Origin of the sequence: Crossiella sp. CA-258035 (genome assembly GCF_030064675.1) — a bacterium.
Classification (GTDB): Bacteria; Actinomycetota; Actinomycetes; order Mycobacteriales; family Pseudonocardiaceae; genus Crossiella.
Window position 1 is genome coordinate 1,758,278 of the sequence record NZ_CP116413.1, and the last position, 18,005, is coordinate 1,776,282.

Below are 18,005 nucleotides of genomic sequence, written 5' to 3' on the forward strand. Positions count from 1 at the left end.
TCAGGGCCGTTCGGGCCAGTCCATTACTCCTATCGGGTCTGTGTTGCGCCTTGCTGGTTTAGGCCGAGCAGCCCACGATCAACTCCGGTAGCGACAACCTGTCGCGGACAGAGGAGGAAGTCGTGGGAGGCGAACTACGCCGGGGACTCGCGGACGCGTGGTCCATGGTGGCGACATTTGTGCCGAAGCTCTTCGGCTTCCTGCTGATCCTGTTGGTCGGCTGGCTGATCGCCAAGGCGCTGGCCAAGGTGGTCTCGTTGCTGCTGCGCAAGACTGGCTTCAACCGGCTGGCCGACAAGGCGGGCGTGGGCACGCTGCTGGCCAGCCAGCGGGTGGACGCCGCCGAGATCATCGTCAAGCTCGTCTACTACTTCGTCCTGCTGATCGCACTGCAACTGGCCTTCAGCGCCTTCGGCACCGGCAACGCGGTGAGCCAGCTGCTCACCGACATCGTCAGCTACCTGCCGCGGATCGTGGTGGCGATCGTGCTGCTGCTGGTGTCCGCGGCCATCGCCAGGGTGGTGCGGGACATGGTGAGCGCCGCGCTCGGCGCGCGCCCGTTCACCCCGCTGCTGCGCGGCATCACCTACGCCTTCATCCTGGCGCTGGGTGTGATCGCCGCGCTGAACCAGCTCGGCATCGCCACCGCGGTCACCCTGCCGGTGCTGATCACGGTGCTGGCTACGGTCGGCGGCATCCTGGTGGTGGGCGTCGGCGGCGGCCTGATCCGGCCGATGCAGGACCGCTGGGGTCGCTGGCTGAGCCGGATCGAGAGCGAGGCCGCGGCCGGCCGCAACCCCGCTCCCGCGCCGGGCACCTCAACGCCGCCGGGGCCGCCGCCGAACAACGACCCGACCCCGCCCGCCGGGACGCCGATCCCGCCGATGCCGCCGGCGCAGTAGCTCACCGCTCCAGCGACGCCAGCACGTCCTGCCAGCTCAGATAAGCGAAACCGGTGGTCTCCAGTTCCTCGCCAGAGGGACCGGTGGCCACCGGTTTCCGCTCTCCGTCGTGCACCACGAGCAGTCCGGCCGGATATCCGGGCAGCGGCGTGGTCACCACGGCCGCCCCGTCGGAGTGCTCCACCGAGTCCCGCCCGTGCCCCTCGCGCACCCGGAAGGTGCCCAGCACCTTGCCGGGCCTGACCCGGTCGTAGACCACGAACCGCGAGTCGCCCTGGCTGGAGGCGACCAGCTGCCCCTTGCCGTCCCCGGCGTCGGCGATGGTCAGCCCCTCGGCGTCCGCGGTCAGCCACTTGCCGCCGAAGCCCGGGTCCGGGCCGTCCGGCACGCACTCCTCGGTCTGCTCGTCGTACTTCGCGGGCACGCCGAACTCGCGCACCCGGTCGATCAGCTCCGGCTGGCCGAAGCCCTTGGTGGACAACGGAATCCGCCAGATGCCGACATCCTCCTGGGCGGCGTAGAGCACCCGGTGCCGGGAGTCGATCACCATGCCCTCGATCTGCGGCCGCTCACCCGGCTCGGCGCACGGCGTCCAGGTCTTGCCGTCGGGCAGCCGGAAGCTCGCCGGGATGTCCACAGTGGACAGTTTGCGGACACTGACACCCGCCGCGGTGCGCACCGGGGTGAGCAGGGCCAGCCGGGTCTCGTGGCGGCGGCTGGCCACCACCAGCGGGACGCCCCGGTCGGTGCCCGCGGCCAGGCCGTAGGCGGTGCGCTGCTCGTCCACCTCGGCCTCGGTCGCGCTGAACACCCTCGGCGTCTCCGGCGCGGTCACGTCGGTGAGCACCTTGTTCCCGGCCGCCGCGCCGCGCGGGTCGACCCGGTACACCCGCACCCGGTCCCGGCCGCGGTCGCTGACGAAGGCCAGGTCGCCCAGCAGGTCCACGTTGTTGAACCGGCCCGGCGCGGCCCCTGGCTGTGGCGGCGGTGGCGCGGCCACCAGCTGCAACTGCTTGCCGGCGAGGTCGAAGACGGCCAGGCCGCCCTCCTTCAGCGTGCCCAGCACCACGCTGTCCGCCGGCCGGGACGGGTGCGTCCAGATCGCCGGGTCGTCGGCGTTGGCCTTCGGCGGGCGGCCACTGGCGTCGTCGACGAACGGCGGGGTCTGGGCGACGGGGACGACGGTGCCGGGCCGGGCGTTGGCGAGGCCGGGCAGACCGAGCACGAGCAGGGCGACAACTGGGGGGACCAGCAGGTTGCGCATGGCTCAACCCTGGCGGTCACAGGTGAACGCGAACAGTCTTTCAGGTCACTATCCCCTGGGCGGAATAGCGGCAGGGGAGGACAGTGTTGGCCAGAGCAGAAGTGTCGTGCGCTCCGGGGTCGGTGAAAATCCGAGCCGGCGGTGAAAGCCCGCGACCCGCCGGCAGCCAGCCGGCGGTTGACACGGTGAAAATCCGTGGCCGACGGTGACAGTCCGGATGGGAGGCAGCGCACGCGCGCCCGCGTGCGCTGACGTCTGAGTCCGCACGCCGGTGTCGCGTCGCCGTTCCCAGAAACAGGCCCCGGGGGCCTGGACTGTGGGGAGAGGCAGATGCGGTTCCTGATGGACCACGGGTTCGAGTTCTTCGGCCAACGGGTCGCCTACGCCGAGCTGATCGGCCAACTGGGCGCGCTGGCCGTGGTCTTCCTGGCCCAGCGCCGCACCCTGTGGACCTGGCCGGTGCAGATCGTCACCGCGGTGCTGCTGTTCAGCGTCTACCTCTCCGCCCAGCTCGGCGGCCTGGCCACCCGGCAGGTCGCGGTGCTGGCCATCGCGCTCTACGGCTGGTGGGCCTGGACCCGCCGCCGGGACCCGGTCTTCGGCGTCGCGGTGCGCGCGGCCACCACCACCGAACGCCTGGTGATGCTCGGCCTGATGCTCGTCGGCACCACCGGTTTCGCGCTGCTGCTGGACGCGCTGGACGCCTCCTGGGCGCCGTGGCCGGACGCCTGGATCTTCATCGGCACCCTGGTCGCCTACGGCGCGCAGGCCTACGGGCTGGTCGAGTTCTGGCTGGTGTGGCTGGCCGTGGACGCGGTCGGCGTGCCCTTGCAGCTGATGTCGGGACTGTGGTTCTCCGCGCTGGTCTACCTCGTGTTCGCGGTGCTGGTGATCCGCGGCTGGCAGGACTGGAACCGCACCGCGGCCGCCGCCCGGCAACGAATGACGGTTGACACCGCCAGGTGACGGTGATGGGTTCGGGCCGGGGCTCACTGGGGGCCTCACCCGAACCCACCGAGGAGTCACGTGCGTCGACTCATCGCCCTGGCCGCGCTGACCACAGCCGCCCTTGGCCTCGTCGTACCCGCCGCAACCGCGGCGCCCGCCCCGCCGCGCACCGGCTTCGAGCAGACCAACGGCGCCAGCTGGACCGGCCTGGACGAGGAGCAGGCATTCCTCGCCGCCGTGGACAAGGCCAGCCGCCACACCGCCGTCTCCCGCATCGGCGAGAGCGTGCAGGGCCGCCCGATCAACCTGGTCCGGGTCGGTCCCGCGCACGCCATCAGCACCGTGCTGTTCATCTGCTCCCAGCACGGCGACGAGCCCTCCGGCCGCGAGGGCTGCCTGAGCAAGCTGCGCGACCTGGCCTTCCAGCGCCCGGACCCCAAGGTGCGCTACCTGTTCGTGCCCACCGCCAACCCGGACGGCCGGGCCGCGGACACCCGCACCAACGCCAAGGGCGTGGACATCAACCGCGACCACCTGCTGCTGGTCTCCCCGGAGGCGAAGGCACTGGCGAAGGTGATCAAGGACTACCGCCCGGAGGTCATCCACGACCTGCACGAGTACGGCGCCACGCCCAAGGTCTACGACAAGGACGTGCTGTACCTGTGGTCCCGCAACCTCAACGTGGACGGCCACCTGCACGACGAATCGGTCGCGCTGTCCAAGGACTACGCCAAGCCGCACGTGGAGCGCGCGGGCCAGAGCACCGGCGAGTACGGCATCTGGACCGACCCGGTCACCGGCAAGCCGATCCGCCAGGTCGCCGGTGACGGCCAGGAACGCATCCTGCGCAACACCGCGGGCCTCAAGCACGCGGTCGGCATGCTGCTGGAGACCAAGGTGGACGCCAAGGACCCGGCCGAGGCCGCCGATCCAGCGCTCAACCAGCGCCGCCGGGTGCAGGGTCAGCTGGCCGCGGTCGCGGGCACCCTCAAGCTGGTCGCCGACCGGTGGGTGTCGATCCAGCTCGCGGTGGCCAAGAGCAGGCTGGCCGCGGTGCTCGGCCAGGGCCCGGTCTACTTCGGCGGCGCGGACAACGAGCCGGCCAAGCCCGAGGACGTGGACAAGAACCCGGCCTGCGGGTACCGGCTGACCGCCGAGCAGTTCGCCGCGCACCGCGAGGTGCTGGGCCTGCACGGCATCTTCTCGGTGTCGGCGCCCGGCGGCCGGATCGTGCCGCGCCACCAGGAAGCCGGCAAGCTGGTCCCACTGCTGCTGGACCCGCGCGCGGACTTCGGCCTGGTGAAGACCGCGCCCGCGCCGCACTGCGTCTGAGCTGACCCGCACAACGAGAAGGGGCTCCCCACCACCGGGGAGCCCCTTCTTCGCGTTCGCTCAGGCGGAACCGGGGTCCGAGGTCTGCGGACCGGCGGCCTGCACGTCGTCGATGCGGTACTTGCGTGCCGCCTCGGCGACCACCGACCGCTCCACCTCACCGCGCTTGGCCAGCGCGGCCAGCGTGGCCACCGTGATCGACTCGGCGTCGACCAGGAAGTGGCGGCGGGCGGCCGGGCGGGTGTCGGAGAAACCGAACCCGTCGGTGCCCAGGGTCAGCATGTCGGTGGGCACCCACGGCCGGATCAGGTCCGGCACCGCGCGCATCCAGTCCGACACCGCGACCACGGGGCCCTCACCCTCGGCCAGCGCCTGGGTGATGTACGGCACCCGGGGAGTCTGGTCCGGGTGCAGCAGGTTCTCCCGCTCGATCGCCACCGCCTCGCGGCGCAGCTCCGACCACGAGGTGGCCGACCACACATCGGCGTGCACGCCCCAGTCCTGGGCCAGCAGCTCCTGCGCGCGCGTCGCCCACGGCAGCGCCACACCGGAGGCCAGCACCTGGGCCCGCAGCTGGCCCTGGCCCTCGGCCCGCTTGACCCGGTACAGGCCGCGGAGCAGGCCGTCCACGTCCAGGTCCGCAGGCTGGGCGGGCTGGACGTACGGGTCGTTGTAGACGGTGAGGTAGTAGAAGATGTCCTCGGAGTTCTCGCCGTACATCCGGCGCAGACCGTCCTTGACGATGTGCGCCACCTCGTACCCGTAGGCCGGGTCGTAGGCCACCACCGCGGGGTTGGTGTAGGCCAGCAGCTGCGAGTGCCCGTCGTTGTGCTGCAGGCCCTCACCGGTCAGCGTGGTGCGACCGGCGGTGGCGCCGAGCACGAAGCCGCGGGCCATCTGGTCCGCCGCCGCCCACAGGCCGTCGCCGGTGCGCTGGAACCCGAACATCGAGTAGAAGATGTAGATCGGGATCATCGGCTCGCCGTGCGTGGCGTAGGAGGTGCCCGCCGCGGTGAACGAGGCGGTCGACCCGGCCTCGTTGATCCCCTCGTGCAGGATCTGACCCTTCTCGCTCTCCTTGTAGGCGAGCATCAGCTTGGCGTCCACCGAGGTGTACAGCTGACCGTGCGGGTTGTAGATCTTCTGCGTCGGGAACATGGAGTCCATGCCGAAGGTCCGCGCCTCGTCCGGGATGATCGGGACGAGCCGGGGGCCGATCTCCGGGTCCTTCGCCAGGTCCTTGACCAGCCGGACGAAGGCCATGGTGGTGGCCACCTCCTGCTTGCCGGACCCGCGCTGGATGACCTCGTAGACCTTGTCGCCGGGCAGCACCAGCGGCTTGTCCTTGACCCGGCGGGCGGGCGCCGAACCACCCAGCTGACGACGGCGGTCCAGCAGGTACTGGATCTCCGCGGAGTCCTTGCCGGGGTGGTAGTACGGCGGCAGGTACGGGTCGCGGTCGAGCTCGGCGTCGGTGATCGGGATCCGCTGGGTGTCGCGGAAGCGCTTCAGGTCGTCGAGGGTGAGCTTCTTCATCTGGTGCGTGGCGTTGCGCGCCTCGAACTGCGGGCCGAGGCCGTAGCCCTTGATGGTCTTGGCCAGGATGACCGTGGGCTGGCCGTGGTGCTCGGTGGCCGCCTTGTAGGCCGCGTACACCTTGCGGTAGTCGTGCCCGCCGCGCTTGAGGTTCCAGATGTCCTGGTCGCTGTAGGGGGTGACCAGCTCCTTGGTCCGCGGGTCGCGGCCGAAGAAGTGCTCACGCACGTAGGCGCCGTCGTTGGCCTTATAGGTCTGGAAGTCGCCGTCCGGCGTGGTGTTCATCAGGTTGACCAGGGCGCCGTCGCGGTCGGCGTGCAGCAGCGCGTCCCACTCCCGGCCCCAGACGACCTTGATCACGTTCCAGCCCGCGCCGCGGAAGAACGACTCCAGCTCCTGGATGATCTTGCCGTTGCCGCGCACCGGCCCGTCCAGGCGCTGCAGGTTGCAGTTGATCACGAAGGTCAGGTTGTCCAGGCCCTCGGAGGCCGCGACGTGGATCAGGCCACGCGACTCCGGCTCGTCCATCTCGCCGTCGCCGAGGAAGGCCCACACCCGCTGCTGCGAGGTGTCGGCCAGCCCGCGGTCGTGCATGTACCGGTTGAACCGGGCCTGGTAGATGGCGTTCATCGGGCCGAGGCCCATGGACACCGTGGGGAACTCCCAGAAGTTCGGCATCAGCCGCGGGTGCGGGTAGGACGGCAGGCCGCCACCCGGCCCGGCGTGCGACAACTCCTGCCGGAAGCCGTCGAGCTGCTCGGCGGAGAGCCGGCCTTCCAGGAAGGCACGGGCGTAGATGCCGGGGGAGGCGTGGCCCTGGATGAAGAGCTGGTCGCCGCCGCCGGGATGGTCCTTGCCACGGAAGAACCAGTTGAAGCCGACCTCGTAGAGCGCGGCGGAGGAGGCGTAGGTGGAGATGTGACCACCGACACCGACGCCGGGCCGCTGGGCGCGGTGCACCATCACCGCGGCGTTCCAGCGGATGAACGCCCGGTAGCGGCGCTCGGTCTCCTCATCGCCGGGGAACCAGGGCTCCCGCTCGGTGGGGATGGTGTTCACGTAGTCGGTGCTGGTCAGCGAGGGTACGCCGACGTGGCTCTCACGAGCACGTTCCAGCAGCCGGAGCATCAGGTACCGGGCGCGCTGCTGACCGGCCCCGGCGAGGACGGCGTCGAAGGACTCCAGCCACTCGGCGGTCTCCTCCGGATCGATGTCCGGCAGGTGGGCGGCCAGCCCGTCGCGGATGACGCGCACCCGCTCAGGGGTGCCGGCGCCGGTGTTCTGCGGGGCCAAGGGTTCTCCTCGCCATGCTTCGTCGTCAGTTTCGGGGCAGCCTTTCTCGGCCACGCGGTGTCAGGTGAGCATCCCACGCGTTGGCGCTGCCGTGTCATCGTCCCCCATCCTTACGCGTGCGCGCACGCGCGTCACCGCTACCGGCCGGTAACTGTCAATAGTCCGATCGAGGGCAGCCAGATGCCGCCAGTTGGGAAGCCATTCCGGCGTGTCCCGCCTCGTGCAGTTGCGCAGGTGGCCACTCGCAGTGTTCGCTAGCCGGGATCGGTTGGACACACCAGTGCGGCGGCCGTACGGCTTGCCGCACTCGCGTAGTTGGAGGAGTGACACTCGTGGTCGCCGCGGAAGGCGCTGAAAAGGTCGGCGTCGCCGAGAGGCTCGGTATTGAGCCGGACATGGTGGTCCAGGAACTCGGCTGGGACGAGGATGTCGATGACGACATCCGCGCCGCCGTGGAGGAGCGCTGTGGAGGCGAACTCCTCGACGAGGACGCGCAGGAAGTCATCGACGTGGTGCTGTACTGGTGGCGGGAGGGTGACGGTGATCTCACCGACGACCTCGTCGACGCCATCACACCACTCGCCGACGAGGGCGTGATCTGGCTGCTGACACCCAAGACCGGAAAGCCGGGCTACGTGGAGCCGAGTGACGTCGGCGACGCGTCCAGCACGGCAGGACTGTCCGTCACCTCGACACTGTCGGTGTCGGAGGGCTGGACGGCCACCCGGCTGGTCGGCGCTCGGGCCGGGAAGCCCAAGCGCTGAGACCAAGTCTGTGAGTTCTCCCTGAGGGTCTAGGCTGGCTCGCTGAAGCCAGCCAGACTCCCAGGAGAGTGCTCGATGACGATCGAGGTCGGTACGCAGGCCCCGGACTTCACGCTGCCGGACAGCAACAAGGAGAAGGTCACCCTCTCCTCGTTCCGCGGCGAGAAGAACGTCCTGCTCGTGTTCTACCCCTTCGCGTTCAGCGGCATCTGCACCGGTGAGCTGTGCCAGGTCCGGGACGAGATCGGCGACTACCAGAACGACGCCGTGCAGGTGATCGGTGTGTCCGTGGACACCCCGTTCAGCCTCAAGGCGTGGGCGGCGCAGGAGGGCTACACCTTCCCGCTGCTGTCCGACTTCTGGCCGCACGGCGAGGTCGCCAAGTCCTACGGCGTCTTCAACGACACCGCCGGCTTCGCCGTCCGCGGCACCTTCCTGATCGACAAGGACGGCATCGTCCGCTTCGCCGAGGTCAACGGCCCCGGCGAAGCCCGTGACCAGTCCGCGTGGAAGAAGGCGCTGACCGAGCTGGCCAGCTGAACCGCAAGATCGCGCAGCGCCCCGGGCGGTACGCTCGGGGCCGCTGCGGGGGCGCATAGCTCAGTGGGAGAGCACTCGCCTTACAAGCGAGGGGTCGTTGGTTCGAAACCAACTGTGCCCACCAGGTAGCACCGCTCGACGCCGGACAGGCCCGGGTCACGTGACGTCAGTCGTCACGAGACCCGGGCCTGTTCTTGTCTGCTGGTCCGCGCGCGGAATCCCGGTGGATTCATCCGCCAGTTCTCGTTGACCCATTGGCAATGCTTGTCCAATCATCAACCAATGCGGCGGTGCTCCGCTGATTGGGTGGCGGACCGCTCGTCGTGCCGGGGAGGCAACTCGGCGCAGCCGAACCTGTTTCTTGGGGCTGGTGCTGAACATCGCTGCACGTTCGTCTTTGTTCATTCTGCTGACCGGCTGCCTGACCTGCGTAAACACCCGATCTGGTGATGCTTGCGAGTGCTTGCGCGGCTACCGTGTTTGGTATCCGGCATTCGGGTGGTCCTCTTGCCTGAGTGGCAAGAAATGCCCGGTATTGGATGGCGGAACGCCGGAATTCGGCCATGATGACGACTACTGCGAGAACCCGGGGAGCTAGGTGTCCGCTCCCGAGAGCGCACCCCGGGGTAGCGGTTCCCAAGATCACGCATTGCTGTCCGCAATGCGTACAGCGCATGTTGCATGCGCCGGAAAGGAGTAATTCGATCATGATCGCACCACTGCCAGTCCCGTGGCCCGCCCCGACGCCGCCGTTGGGCCTGCTGACCTGGCTGATCGCCCTGGCCGGCACCTCGGTGCTGTCGGCGCTCGGCGCCACGCCGGTCACCGCGGCGACCATCGTGATCGCGCTCGGCGGGCTGTGCGCGGAGCTGGCCCAGCGGTTCGGACCGGACCCGGCCACGGTTTCCCCCCGGCGCTGACCAGGACAGAAAGATCCGTACCCGAGATGACGAACAACGCCACCCCGAATGGCGGGCAGGCGCAACCCATCGGCTCCCGTGAGCTGGGGTTGCTGCTTCAACGAGTGCGCAGCCGGGCCCAGGTCGACACCGGCGTGGTCGCCGACTTCGCCGACACCTCGGTCCAGATCATCGACGACATCGAGTTCGGCGTGGCGGCGCCGACCTGGCGAGTGCTGGAGGCCTACTTCGACCTGGTGCCGGACGAGGACGCGCTCCGCCAGCAGGTCGGCGACCTGTTCCGCGGCAGCGCGGAGCCCGCGGGCGCACCGGATCAGGCCGGGACCGGACTGGCGAAGATCGAGGCCGAGTTCGAGGCCTTGTACCTGCGCAACTACCGGAAGGACATCGAGCGCCCGGACAACTTCAGCGCGCCCGCGCCCCGCCTGGACGCCGAGACCGAGCAGGCCGAGGCGATCCGGTCCAGGGTCGCCGAGGTGCGCAGGCTCAGCGGCCGGATCGCCCCGCCGATGGAGCCCAGGACCAACGTCGCCACCTGGCCGCGGCCGGAGTCCGTGCGCAGCGTCGAGCAGTTCCGCGCGGCCATGATGGCGATCAAGAAAGCGGTCGGGGTGAGCTTCCGGGACCTGGAACTGCGGGCCACGGTCGCCGGCTACCCGGTGGCCTTCACCACCATCCGCAGCCACTGCGTCCCGGCGAAGTCCCCCAAGGACCTGAGGCTGCCCAAGGACCAGCACCTGATGGGCATGCTGACCGCCTTCGGCGCCCCACCACCGCTGATCGACGACTGGATCACGGTCCGCCAGACCCTGGCCCAGCTGCCCGCAGGCGAGATCGTGACAGCGGACCCGGCCGAACTCGACCAGCACCAGCCCGGCCTGCCGCCTGTGCCCCGGAACCCGGCGGGAATGCTCGAACGCGGCGGACCGTCCACACCGATGGAGCTGACCACCACCGCGCCACCGGCCTCCAGTCCGCCCGCGCGACATGCCCGGCCCAACCCAGACCTACCCGCGCCAACCTGGTCTGGGGCCTGGGCGGTCTGCTGGTCGGGATCCTGCTCGCCGTGCTGGTGCTGTCGATGAGGTGGTGATCCGCTGGGGCCGGCTCCCGGCGGGCCGGTCCCAGCACCTGCCCTGCTGACAAGGAAACGGAGATTTTCGCTGGTCGGAGCCTCTATTGTGGATTCGTCTCGTGCTGTCTCCGGAACTGATAGCCGCCATTCGGGTGATGTGATCGCGAATACGTGTGGATCAGTGGGGAAGCGGTCGTGACGTCGCTGTGATCGCGTTACTGTCCGTTGGGGAGATTTGCCAGGGGACGGGGGGATTTGCCATGGGGCCTCGCGATGCGAAGGCGACGATCGACTTCGGCGGGGGCACGAAGTTCACGGTCGATGTGGCGCAGCTGGACAACCTGATCAAGGGGCTGACGGAGGCCAGGGACAAGGTCAACGCCATCGATCTGATGGCGCGGGAGACCAACCGGATGGCGAACGCGCCCAGCGAAGAGCAGTACAGCCAGAACGCGATCAAGCAGATCATCGAGCGCACCATCTCCGACCGGGATGGCACGCACACCAAAGCCAACCGGGCGTATCACGCCGCCCTGGATACGATGATCCAGAAGCTGAAGTCGGCCCGTGACCAGTATGCCGGGACCGAAGGCGTCAACCAGAACAAGCTGAAGCCAGGGGGCTGATTGTGACCGGTCGAGGAACTCGTGCGCTGATTGTGCTCGGCGCGGTCGCCGGGGTGTTGCTCGCCGGCTGTGACGGCCCGCCTGCCCCGAGCACCACGCTTCCGGCGACGAGTGGCGGCAGCCCCCCGGCGAGTTCCGCGCCGAGTGACGCGCCCGCGGTGCCGTCTCCGGACCTGGACACCAACCGGTTCGCCACCAACCCGTGCGGCATGCTCACCACCGAGCAGGCCAAGCAGGTTGCCGGGGGCTTGCCCGGTGAAGTGCGGGAGAGCGCGCTCGGTCCATCCTGCAACTGGAAGGCCACGGACACCGCGGCGAAGAACAACCTCGCGATCACGGTGAACAACCAGATCGGCGGCATCGCGCAGTTCTACGCGCGCAAGTCGACCTTCAAGGTGTGGGAGCCGGTGCGGGTGGGGGGCTACCCGGGGGTGATCGCGCTCGACTCGGACGCCCGGAACATGGGGTTGTGCGCACTGGAGATCGGCACGGCGCAGAAGACGATGGTTTCCGTTGACACCCGGCTGTCGGTGTCGGCGGCGGACTATGCCAATCCGTGCCAGCGGACTCTGGCGATCGGCGAGATGGTGGTCGCCACGTTGAAGGGGGGAAACTGATGCCAATTCCATTGCTGGTCATCGGGATTGGGGCTTTGGTCGGTGCCGGGGGCGCGGCCGGGGCCAGTATGTGGTCCATTGACACGCCGCGGCCGGAAGGTATTCGCGGGGATCAGATCTACAAGTGGTTCCAGGAAGGCAAGGGGCCTGGGCCGGGGATCTCACCCATTCAGCAGACCTGGGACAAGGTCGGCAAGCAGTACGACGAGGTTCGGGGGCTGGTGGAGAAGGTCATCCGGGACTCGCACGGGGTGTGGGAGGGCAAGGCGGCGGATGCGGCGCGGCAGCAGTTCAGTCCGCTGGCCGCGTTCGCCGATCACGCGAAAGCGATGGCTGGGGCGACTGCCAAGGCCGTTGGTCAGCAGGGCAATGACTGGTTCGGGTGCAAGAACCAGTTGAAGCCGGTGCCGACGGATCCGCCGCAGAACAACCTGGCGAACAAGATTTACCCGTTCTCCACCAACCTCGACGCGGAAATTGAGAAGTTCAAGGCCGCGACCGGGGACAATCAGCGGGTTTATGCCGGGTATGGCGTGCGCACCGACGGCAACGTGCAGTCGTTGCCGACCTGGATGACGCCGCCGGAGGTCGGCGGTGATGTCTCCGTGGTCAAGCCGGGCGGTCCCGGCGGCCCGGGGGGACCTGGCGGTCCTGGCGGGCCCGGTGGTCCTGGGGGCGGGGGCGGGGGCTTCCAAGGTGGGCAGGGCGGCGGTTTCGGGCAGTTCGGCGGCGGTGGCGGCGGGGGTGGCTACGGCGGCGGGACTGGCGGTGGCGGGACTGGCGGCGGCGCCGGTGGTGGCGCTGGTGGTGGTGGCGGGACTGGTGGTGGGGGGACCGGTGAGGTGCCGATCGGGGTGGTGCCGGGGCCGATCGAGCCGCCCCGGGATCAGACCGGGACCGCGGGGTACGCGTCCAATGACGTTCCGGTGATGCCAGGGGGTGGCGGCACCGGCGGTGGGACTGGCGGTGGTGGCGGTGGCTTCGGGGGTGGGGCCGGTGGTGGGTTCGCCGGGGGTGCCTTCGGTGGTGGGTTCGGTGGCGCTGGTGGCGGGACCGCTGGTGGGCCTGGGGTCGGGGGGAGTGCCGGGGTTGGCCGGGCTGGTGGCGGGTTCGGGCCCGCTGGGGCCGGTGGCGCCGGGCGGGCTGGGGCGCCGGGGATGGGTGGCATGCCCATGGGCGGCGCGGGGGCCGGGCGCAAGGAGGAGGACGAGGAGCATGAGCGGGCCTCGTTCCTGATGGAGACCGAGGACATCTTCGGGGACAACCGGTCCGTGGCTCCGCCGGTGATCGGCGAGTAGTGATGCTGCGTTCCGCTGTCACGTTGTCCGCGCTCGCCTACGACCTGGTCTGGGAAGCAGAGGAGATCGGGGACAAACACAACGCGCTGCTCACGCCCTCACCCGGGGCGACCATGGCCGAGCGGCTGGAGCTGGGGCGGCCCGCGATCGAGGAGTTGATGCGGGCTGGGCTGTTCGACGGGCGGCAGGTGCACCCGGACCTGAAGGCGGCCATGCACCTCATCGTGCGGGCGCACCGGGAGCTCTACGGCTGGTTCACGCCGGAGCCGGACGCGCCGACCCAGTCCGTGCTGGCGGTGGCCAGCGGCCGGGACGCGCTGCTGGCGGTGCTCACCGGGGAACAGTTGCACCTGCAGCCGATCGACGCCAGGGAGCTGGCATCGGCGGTGGCCGGGGTGCTGCCGGAGGCCCAGCCGCTGCGGATACCGACCTACTCGGTGCCGCTGGAGGACCTCAACAGCAGTGGCCGCGGCCAGTCCGGCGACGGCTACCTGGAGACCGCGGGGTCCGCCGCCGGGCGGAGCGCGGAGCTGGCCAGGGTGCGACGGCTGTTCGCCGAGCCCCGGCTGGGCGCCGGGCAGTTCCGGGCCGCCGGGCGGGACCGGCACGGGCGGCGGCAGGTCACGCCCTCGCCGGTGGACTACTTCGACGTGGCCGGCGGGCGGTACGTCACCTACCTGCCCAGTCGCGGTGACGGGGTCGGCTGGGGCGTGGTCGCGCCCGGCGGGCGAGCACAGCTGGTGGAGCGGTTCACCGAGCTGGTGGCCAGCACGCCGAACTGAGCGGTGGGATGTTCCGCAGGTCACATCCGTTGAGGCGTCATGAGGCTCCGGTCCGTATGTCCCACTGGCACCACGGGGCACACGGACCAACTGGCGAAACCCTGCACGCGGCCCGGACGGGCGTCCCCTCACCCGTCCGGGCCGCGGCAGGTCTTTCGGGCAGCGGCATGGCTACCCCCTGGTAACTCCCGTTCGAATTGGGCATGCTGCTGGGCATGACGTGGATGGTGTACGGGGCCAACGGCTACACCGGGCAGCTGATCGCGGAGCTGGCGGTGCGCCGCGGCGAGACACCGGTGCTCGCGGGCCGGGCCGCCGAGAAGGTGGTCCCGCTGGCCGAGCGGCTGGGGCTGCCGTACCGGGTGTTCGGGCTGGACGAGCGGCTGGCCGGGCACCTGGACGGGGTGGACACCGTGGCGCACTGCGCGGGGCCGTTCTCGGCCACCGCCGCGCCGATGGTGCGGGCCTGCCTGGACGCCAAGGTCAACTACCTGGACATCACCGGTGAGATCGCGGTGTTCGAGCAGATCGCGCAGCGTTCCGCCGAGGCCGAGCGGGCCGGGGTGGTGCTGCTGCCGGGCGCCGGGTTCGACGTGGTGCCCACCGACTGCCTGGCCGCGATGCTGGCCGCGGACCTGCCCGGCGCCACCCACCTGGAACTCGCCTTCGCCGGGATGGCCAGCGCCAGCGCCGGCACGCTGCGCACCACGGTGGAGTCACTCGGTCTTGGCGGCCGGGCGCGGATCAACGGGGAGATCCGGCCGGTGCCGCCGGGGTGGCGGGTGCGCTCGGTGGACTTCCCGGGCAAGCGCCGCGAGGTCATCTCCATCCCGTGGGGCGATGTGAGCACCGCCTACCGCTCCACCGGCATCCCCAACATCGTGGTCTACGCCGCACTCGGCGTGCCCGCCCCGCTGTTCAAGGCGCAGCGGTACGTGCTGCCGGTGTTCCGCAACTCGTTGGTGCGCAAGGGACTGACCGCGCTGGCCAACCGGGTCGCCGGGCCGAACGAGTCGGAGCGGGCCGCGGCCAGCTCCGAGGTGTGGGGCCAGGTGCGGGACGCGCAGGGGCGCACGGTGAGCCGGACCCTGACCGCGCCGGAGGGCTACGAGCTGACCGCGGACGCGGTGGTGCGCGCGGTGCAGCGGATCCGCACCGGCGAGGTGGCCAGCGGGACGCACACGCCGTCCTCGGCCTTCGGCGCCAGCTTCGTGCGCTCGCTGACCGGCGTGCGGGTGCACGAGGCCCAGGTGCGCTGACCTGCTCCGGACATGGGCCGGGGCGCCCCGCGTGGAGATGCGGGGCGCCCCGGTTTCCCGTGGAGCGGGTCAGCTGGCGTACGGCGCCGCGGCCTGCTTGGCGGCGTACATCAGGGCCGGCTTGATCTTCGGCCAGAAGGTGCTGGTCTGGCAGGAGTACGGCGGCAGGAAGCCACCGCAGGTGCCGCTGGCCGGGCCGATCTCGAAGGTGAAACCGGGCACGCCGAGCTTGTCGTAGAGCCAGTCCTCGGTGCCACCGGAGGCGGCGTAGCCGACGACCTGCGGCGCGGTGCCGTAGGTGTAGCCGGTGATGCCGGCCATGTCCTTGGCCATCCGGCGCAGGCTGGCGTCGTTGCCGGTGTAGGTGTTGGCCCGGTGCGCCCAGGGGAAGATGATCCCGTTGGTGTAGCTGTGGAAGGTGATCATCAGACCCTTGGTGTCCTTGGCCGCGGGAGTGGTGTCACCGTCGCCGCGCTTGTCCGGGTAGAGCTTGGTGAACAGCGACTGCAGCGAGTTCAGCTCGATCTCGGAGTCCGCGCGCGGGCCGCGGTAGGTCTCGGCACACGGGTTGGTCGAGGTGCCCGCCTGGCCGTAGTGGGAGTTGGCGTTGCGGTTGAGGTCGATGCCGATCTGGCCGCCGGTGCCGCAGGAACCGTTGGTGTTGTTGGCGTTCTTGCGCTGCAGGCGCGGCGAGCTGCCGCCCTGCTGGACGATGTCCACGCCGTCCGGGTTGGTGATCGGGACGACCCACATCTCGGTGGTGTCCATCAGCTTGGTGACCTCGGCGTCCTTGCCGTAGCCCTGGGTCAGGTGGTCGATCCACCGCCAGGCCATGTCACCGGTGGTGATCTCGCGGGCGTGGATCTGGGCCATCAGGAAGAAGCGCGGCTTCGGCGCGCTGGTGTTCAGCGCGCAGTCCCCGGCCTGCTTCTTGGTCAGGCAGATGGCGCGCAGGTCGTAGCCGTTGGGCTTGCCGGTGCTCTTGCGCCAGGACTGCCCGTAGGTCACGCCGGTGGACAGCGCGGGGTAGTCGGCGAGCACCTTGTCCAGGTGCGAGTGGTGCGCCCGGACGGTGCGGTAGCCGCCGTAGTAGGTCTCGTTGATGTCGTTGACGCCCAGCGGCTCGCTGTTGTTGTGCGTCTTGGGCGCGGCCCACGGCGCCGGCGCCATGACCGACTCGACCTTGGTGCTGAACCCGGCCTTGGCCAGGCGGCTCGCCTCCTCGGCGTTGCCCAGCACGAACAGGTCGTCGCCGTCACGCTGCTCCAGCACGTCCGAGCCGACCTGGATGAGGCGCTCGGAGTCCTTGACCGCGTCCACGACGCGGTAGACGAACATCGCCTGCTTCTGCTCGGCCTGGGCGCTGTCGGCCTTGGCGGCTGGTTCGGGCGCAGGGGCCCCGGTCTGCTGGAACAACAACAGGGCACTGGTCGCCAGCGCGGCCACCACGCCCGCGATGGGGATCCGCCGTGATACGGACATGTCCGTCCTCTCGCATTTTCGCCGAGATGCACTGCGCGCAGCAGGGTGGATGCGGCAGTTGAGTTTGGACGCTAGGACGCGCGCACTTATCGCCATAACCCTACGAATGGACGACGAGATTCAGTTTTAAGAGGTTACCGCCCGGGAAGGGGGACTCCATGACGACGGCACTGCTGTCCCGCCACGCGGAAGCGCTGGACCTCTTCGGCGGGCTGGTGCACGCGGTCCGCGGTCCGGCCTGGGACGCCCCGACCCCGTGCGCGGAGTGGTCGGTGCGCGACCTGGTCGGTCATCTCACCGGCGAGCAGCTGTGGGTGCCCGCCCTGGTCACGCAGCGGCGGAGCCCGGAGGAGGTCGGCGCGGAGTTCGACGGCGACGTGCTCGGCGATGACCCGGCCGGGGTGTGGGCCAAGGCGGCCGAGCAGGCCAGGGTGGCGTTCAACCAGCCGGGCGCGCTGGCGGGCACGGTCGCGCTGTCCTACGGGCCGAGCCCGGTGACCGACTACTGCGCGGAGATGACCCTGGACGCGGTGGTGCACAGCTGGGACCTGGCCAAGGCGATCGGGTCCGATGACCGGCTGCCGGCGCAGCTGGTGGAGTTCGCGCTGGCCAGGGTGCTGCCGAAGGCGGATGAGTTCGCTGACGGGCAGTACTTCGGCGAGCCGGTTGAGGTGCCGGCGGACGCCGACGACCAGACCCGGCTGCTGGCGATCCTGGGCCGCCGCCGGAACTGGGACAGCTAGACGGTGAGCTGCGCAGGGTCCAGGCGCACCGGGACCGGCGCTGCGGTGATCGTGGCCCAGGAACCCGGCTTGACCTGCGACTCTTCCACGTACTTGCCCTTGTCGAGCCGATAGGCGGTGACCGTCATCGCGCCCAGCTTGTCCTGCTCCAAGGTCCAGACGAAGGGGACCCCGGCACCGGCGTAAGCGGAGAGCTTGGTCTCCCGCTCCGCGCGATCGTTGCCCGGCGACCAGATTTCCACCGCCAGCTGGAGGTTGTCCGGAGCGAAGCTCACGCCACGCGGTTTGACATCGAGCACGACCACATCGGGGATCAGCGCGGTCCGCCACGGGGTGCTGATCCGAACGTTCACAGCGGGCACCACATACAGGTCAGTCCGGTCAGCCGAAACCAGCGTCTCGCGTAGCAGCTGAACGAGGATGGAGGCGGCCCACTGGTGTTCGCCGGTCGGAGCTGGAGTCACGTGCAGGTATCCCAAGATCAGTTCGAGGCGGGACCCGTCCACCGAAGGGTCCAACGCCAGCCAGTCCTCAACCGTGTAGGGGCCGATGGGGTGCTCGATGGCAGCTGACATCGCCTCCACCTCCAACACTCGACTCACCTGCATTATCGCATTCTAGTCG

Annotated in this window: 17 protein-coding genes, 1 tRNA gene and 1 riboswitch; of the genes, 14 read left to right on the plus strand and 4 right to left on the minus strand. The window is 69.9% G+C overall.

The annotated features are described in order from the left end of the window. Window positions 1–122: 122 nt before the first annotated feature. Complete coding sequence (locus tag N8J89_RS08650; RefSeq protein ID WP_283663825.1) at window positions 123–902, plus strand: mechanosensitive ion channel family protein; 780 nt, start codon at window positions 123–125, stop codon at window positions 900–902. Between the two features lies 1 nt (window position 903). Here the strand turns inward: N8J89_RS08650 and N8J89_RS08655 are convergent, their stop codons facing one another. Continuing rightward, window positions 904–2,166, minus strand: coding sequence for a phytase (locus tag N8J89_RS08655; RefSeq protein ID WP_283663826.1), 1,263 nt, complete (start codon window positions 2,164–2,166; stop codon window positions 904–906). Between the two features lie 104 nt (window positions 2,167–2,270). After that, a riboswitch (FMN riboswitch) is annotated at window positions 2,271–2,399 on the plus strand. Between the two features lie 97 nt (window positions 2,400–2,496). On the opposite strand from N8J89_RS08655, the gene N8J89_RS08660 reads away from it, so the two are divergent. Both N8J89_RS08660 and N8J89_RS08665 read left to right on the plus strand, forming a co-directional pair. After that, a complete protein-coding gene (locus N8J89_RS08660) occupies window positions 2,497–3,132 on the plus strand; it encodes a nicotinamide mononucleotide transporter family protein (RefSeq protein ID WP_283663827.1) in 636 nt (211 codons plus the stop codon). 60 nt (window positions 3,133–3,192) lie between these two features. Further along, window positions 3,193–4,446, plus strand: coding sequence for a M14 family metallopeptidase (locus tag N8J89_RS08665; protein WP_283663828.1), 1,254 nt, complete (start codon window positions 3,193–3,195; stop codon window positions 4,444–4,446). 60 nt (window positions 4,447–4,506) lie between these two features. On the opposite strand, the gene aceE is transcribed toward N8J89_RS08665, so the two are convergent. Beyond that, window positions 4,507–7,275 (minus strand): pyruvate dehydrogenase (acetyl-transferring), homodimeric type, encoded by a 2,769-nt coding sequence (aceE, locus tag N8J89_RS08670; protein WP_283663829.1) that lies wholly within the window; start codon window positions 7,273–7,275, stop codon window positions 4,507–4,509. A gap of 332 nt (window positions 7,276–7,607) precedes the next feature. On the opposite strand from aceE, the gene N8J89_RS08675 reads away from it, so the two are divergent. The 10 genes from N8J89_RS08675 (at window position 7,608) to N8J89_RS08720 (ending at window position 15,156) form a co-directional block, all read left to right on the plus strand. Then, complete coding sequence (locus N8J89_RS08675) at window positions 7,608–8,039, plus strand: DUF3052 domain-containing protein (RefSeq protein WP_252481899.1); 432 nt, start codon at window positions 7,608–7,610, stop codon at window positions 8,037–8,039. A gap of 75 nt (window positions 8,040–8,114) precedes the next feature. Further along, entirely contained in the window at window positions 8,115–8,579 is a 465-nt protein-coding gene (locus N8J89_RS08680) for a peroxiredoxin (protein ID WP_252481900.1), read from the plus strand. Window positions 8,580–8,628: 49 nt separating this feature from the next. Further along, window positions 8,629–8,703: transfer RNA gene (locus N8J89_RS08685), tRNA-Val, on the plus strand. A 583-nt stretch (window positions 8,704–9,286) separates the two neighbouring features. Then, on the plus strand, window positions 9,287–9,499 hold the full coding sequence (locus tag N8J89_RS08690; protein ID WP_283663830.1) for a hypothetical protein: 213 nt from the start codon (window positions 9,287–9,289) through the stop codon (window positions 9,497–9,499). A gap of 26 nt (window positions 9,500–9,525) precedes the next feature. Further along, window positions 9,526–10,584, plus strand: a complete 1,059-nt coding sequence (locus N8J89_RS08695; RefSeq protein WP_283663831.1) for a hypothetical protein — start codon at window positions 9,526–9,528, stop codon at window positions 10,582–10,584. A 196-nt stretch (window positions 10,585–10,780) separates the two neighbouring features. After that, the gene (locus N8J89_RS08700) at window positions 10,781–11,200 is read left to right on the plus strand and encodes a hypothetical protein (RefSeq protein WP_283663832.1); all 420 of its coding nucleotides are present in this window, start codon (window positions 10,781–10,783) and stop codon (window positions 11,198–11,200) included. A gap of 2 nt (window positions 11,201–11,202) precedes the next feature. Continuing rightward, on the plus strand, window positions 11,203–11,817 hold the full coding sequence (locus tag N8J89_RS08705; RefSeq protein WP_283663833.1) for a DUF3558 domain-containing protein: 615 nt from the start codon (window positions 11,203–11,205) through the stop codon (window positions 11,815–11,817). Next, the gene (locus N8J89_RS08710; protein ID WP_283663834.1) at window positions 11,817–13,115 is read left to right on the plus strand and encodes a hypothetical protein; all 1,299 of its coding nucleotides are present in this window, start codon (window positions 11,817–11,819) and stop codon (window positions 13,113–13,115) included. Before N8J89_RS08705 ends, N8J89_RS08710 begins: the two co-directional genes overlap by 1 nt. Before the next feature lie 2 nt (window positions 13,116–13,117). Beyond that, entirely contained in the window at window positions 13,118–13,897 is a 780-nt protein-coding gene (locus N8J89_RS08715) for an ESX secretion-associated protein EspG (protein WP_283663835.1), read from the plus strand. A gap of 215 nt (window positions 13,898–14,112) precedes the next feature. Then, entirely contained in the window at window positions 14,113–15,156 is a 1,044-nt protein-coding gene (locus N8J89_RS08720; protein ID WP_283663836.1) for a saccharopine dehydrogenase family protein, read from the plus strand. Between the two features lie 69 nt (window positions 15,157–15,225). Here N8J89_RS08720 and N8J89_RS08725 read toward each other — a convergent pair whose 3' ends face one another. Beyond that, on the minus strand, window positions 15,226–16,638 hold the full coding sequence (locus tag N8J89_RS08725; RefSeq protein ID WP_283663837.1) for a M14 family zinc carboxypeptidase: 1,413 nt from the start codon (window positions 16,636–16,638) through the stop codon (window positions 15,226–15,228). 158 nt (window positions 16,639–16,796) lie between these two features. On the opposite strand from N8J89_RS08725, the gene N8J89_RS08730 reads away from it, so the two are divergent. Further along, window positions 16,797–17,381: a TIGR03086 family metal-binding protein gene (locus tag N8J89_RS08730; protein WP_283663838.1), complete on the plus strand. Its 585-nt coding sequence runs from the start codon at window positions 16,797–16,799 to the stop codon at window positions 17,379–17,381. Here N8J89_RS08730 and N8J89_RS08735 read toward each other — a convergent pair. Beyond that, complete coding sequence (locus tag N8J89_RS08735) at window positions 17,378–17,974, minus strand: Uma2 family endonuclease (protein ID WP_252481925.1); 597 nt, start codon at window positions 17,972–17,974, stop codon at window positions 17,378–17,380. The genes N8J89_RS08730 and N8J89_RS08735 overlap by 4 nt on opposite strands. Between the last annotated feature and the right edge of the window lie 31 nt (window positions 17,975–18,005).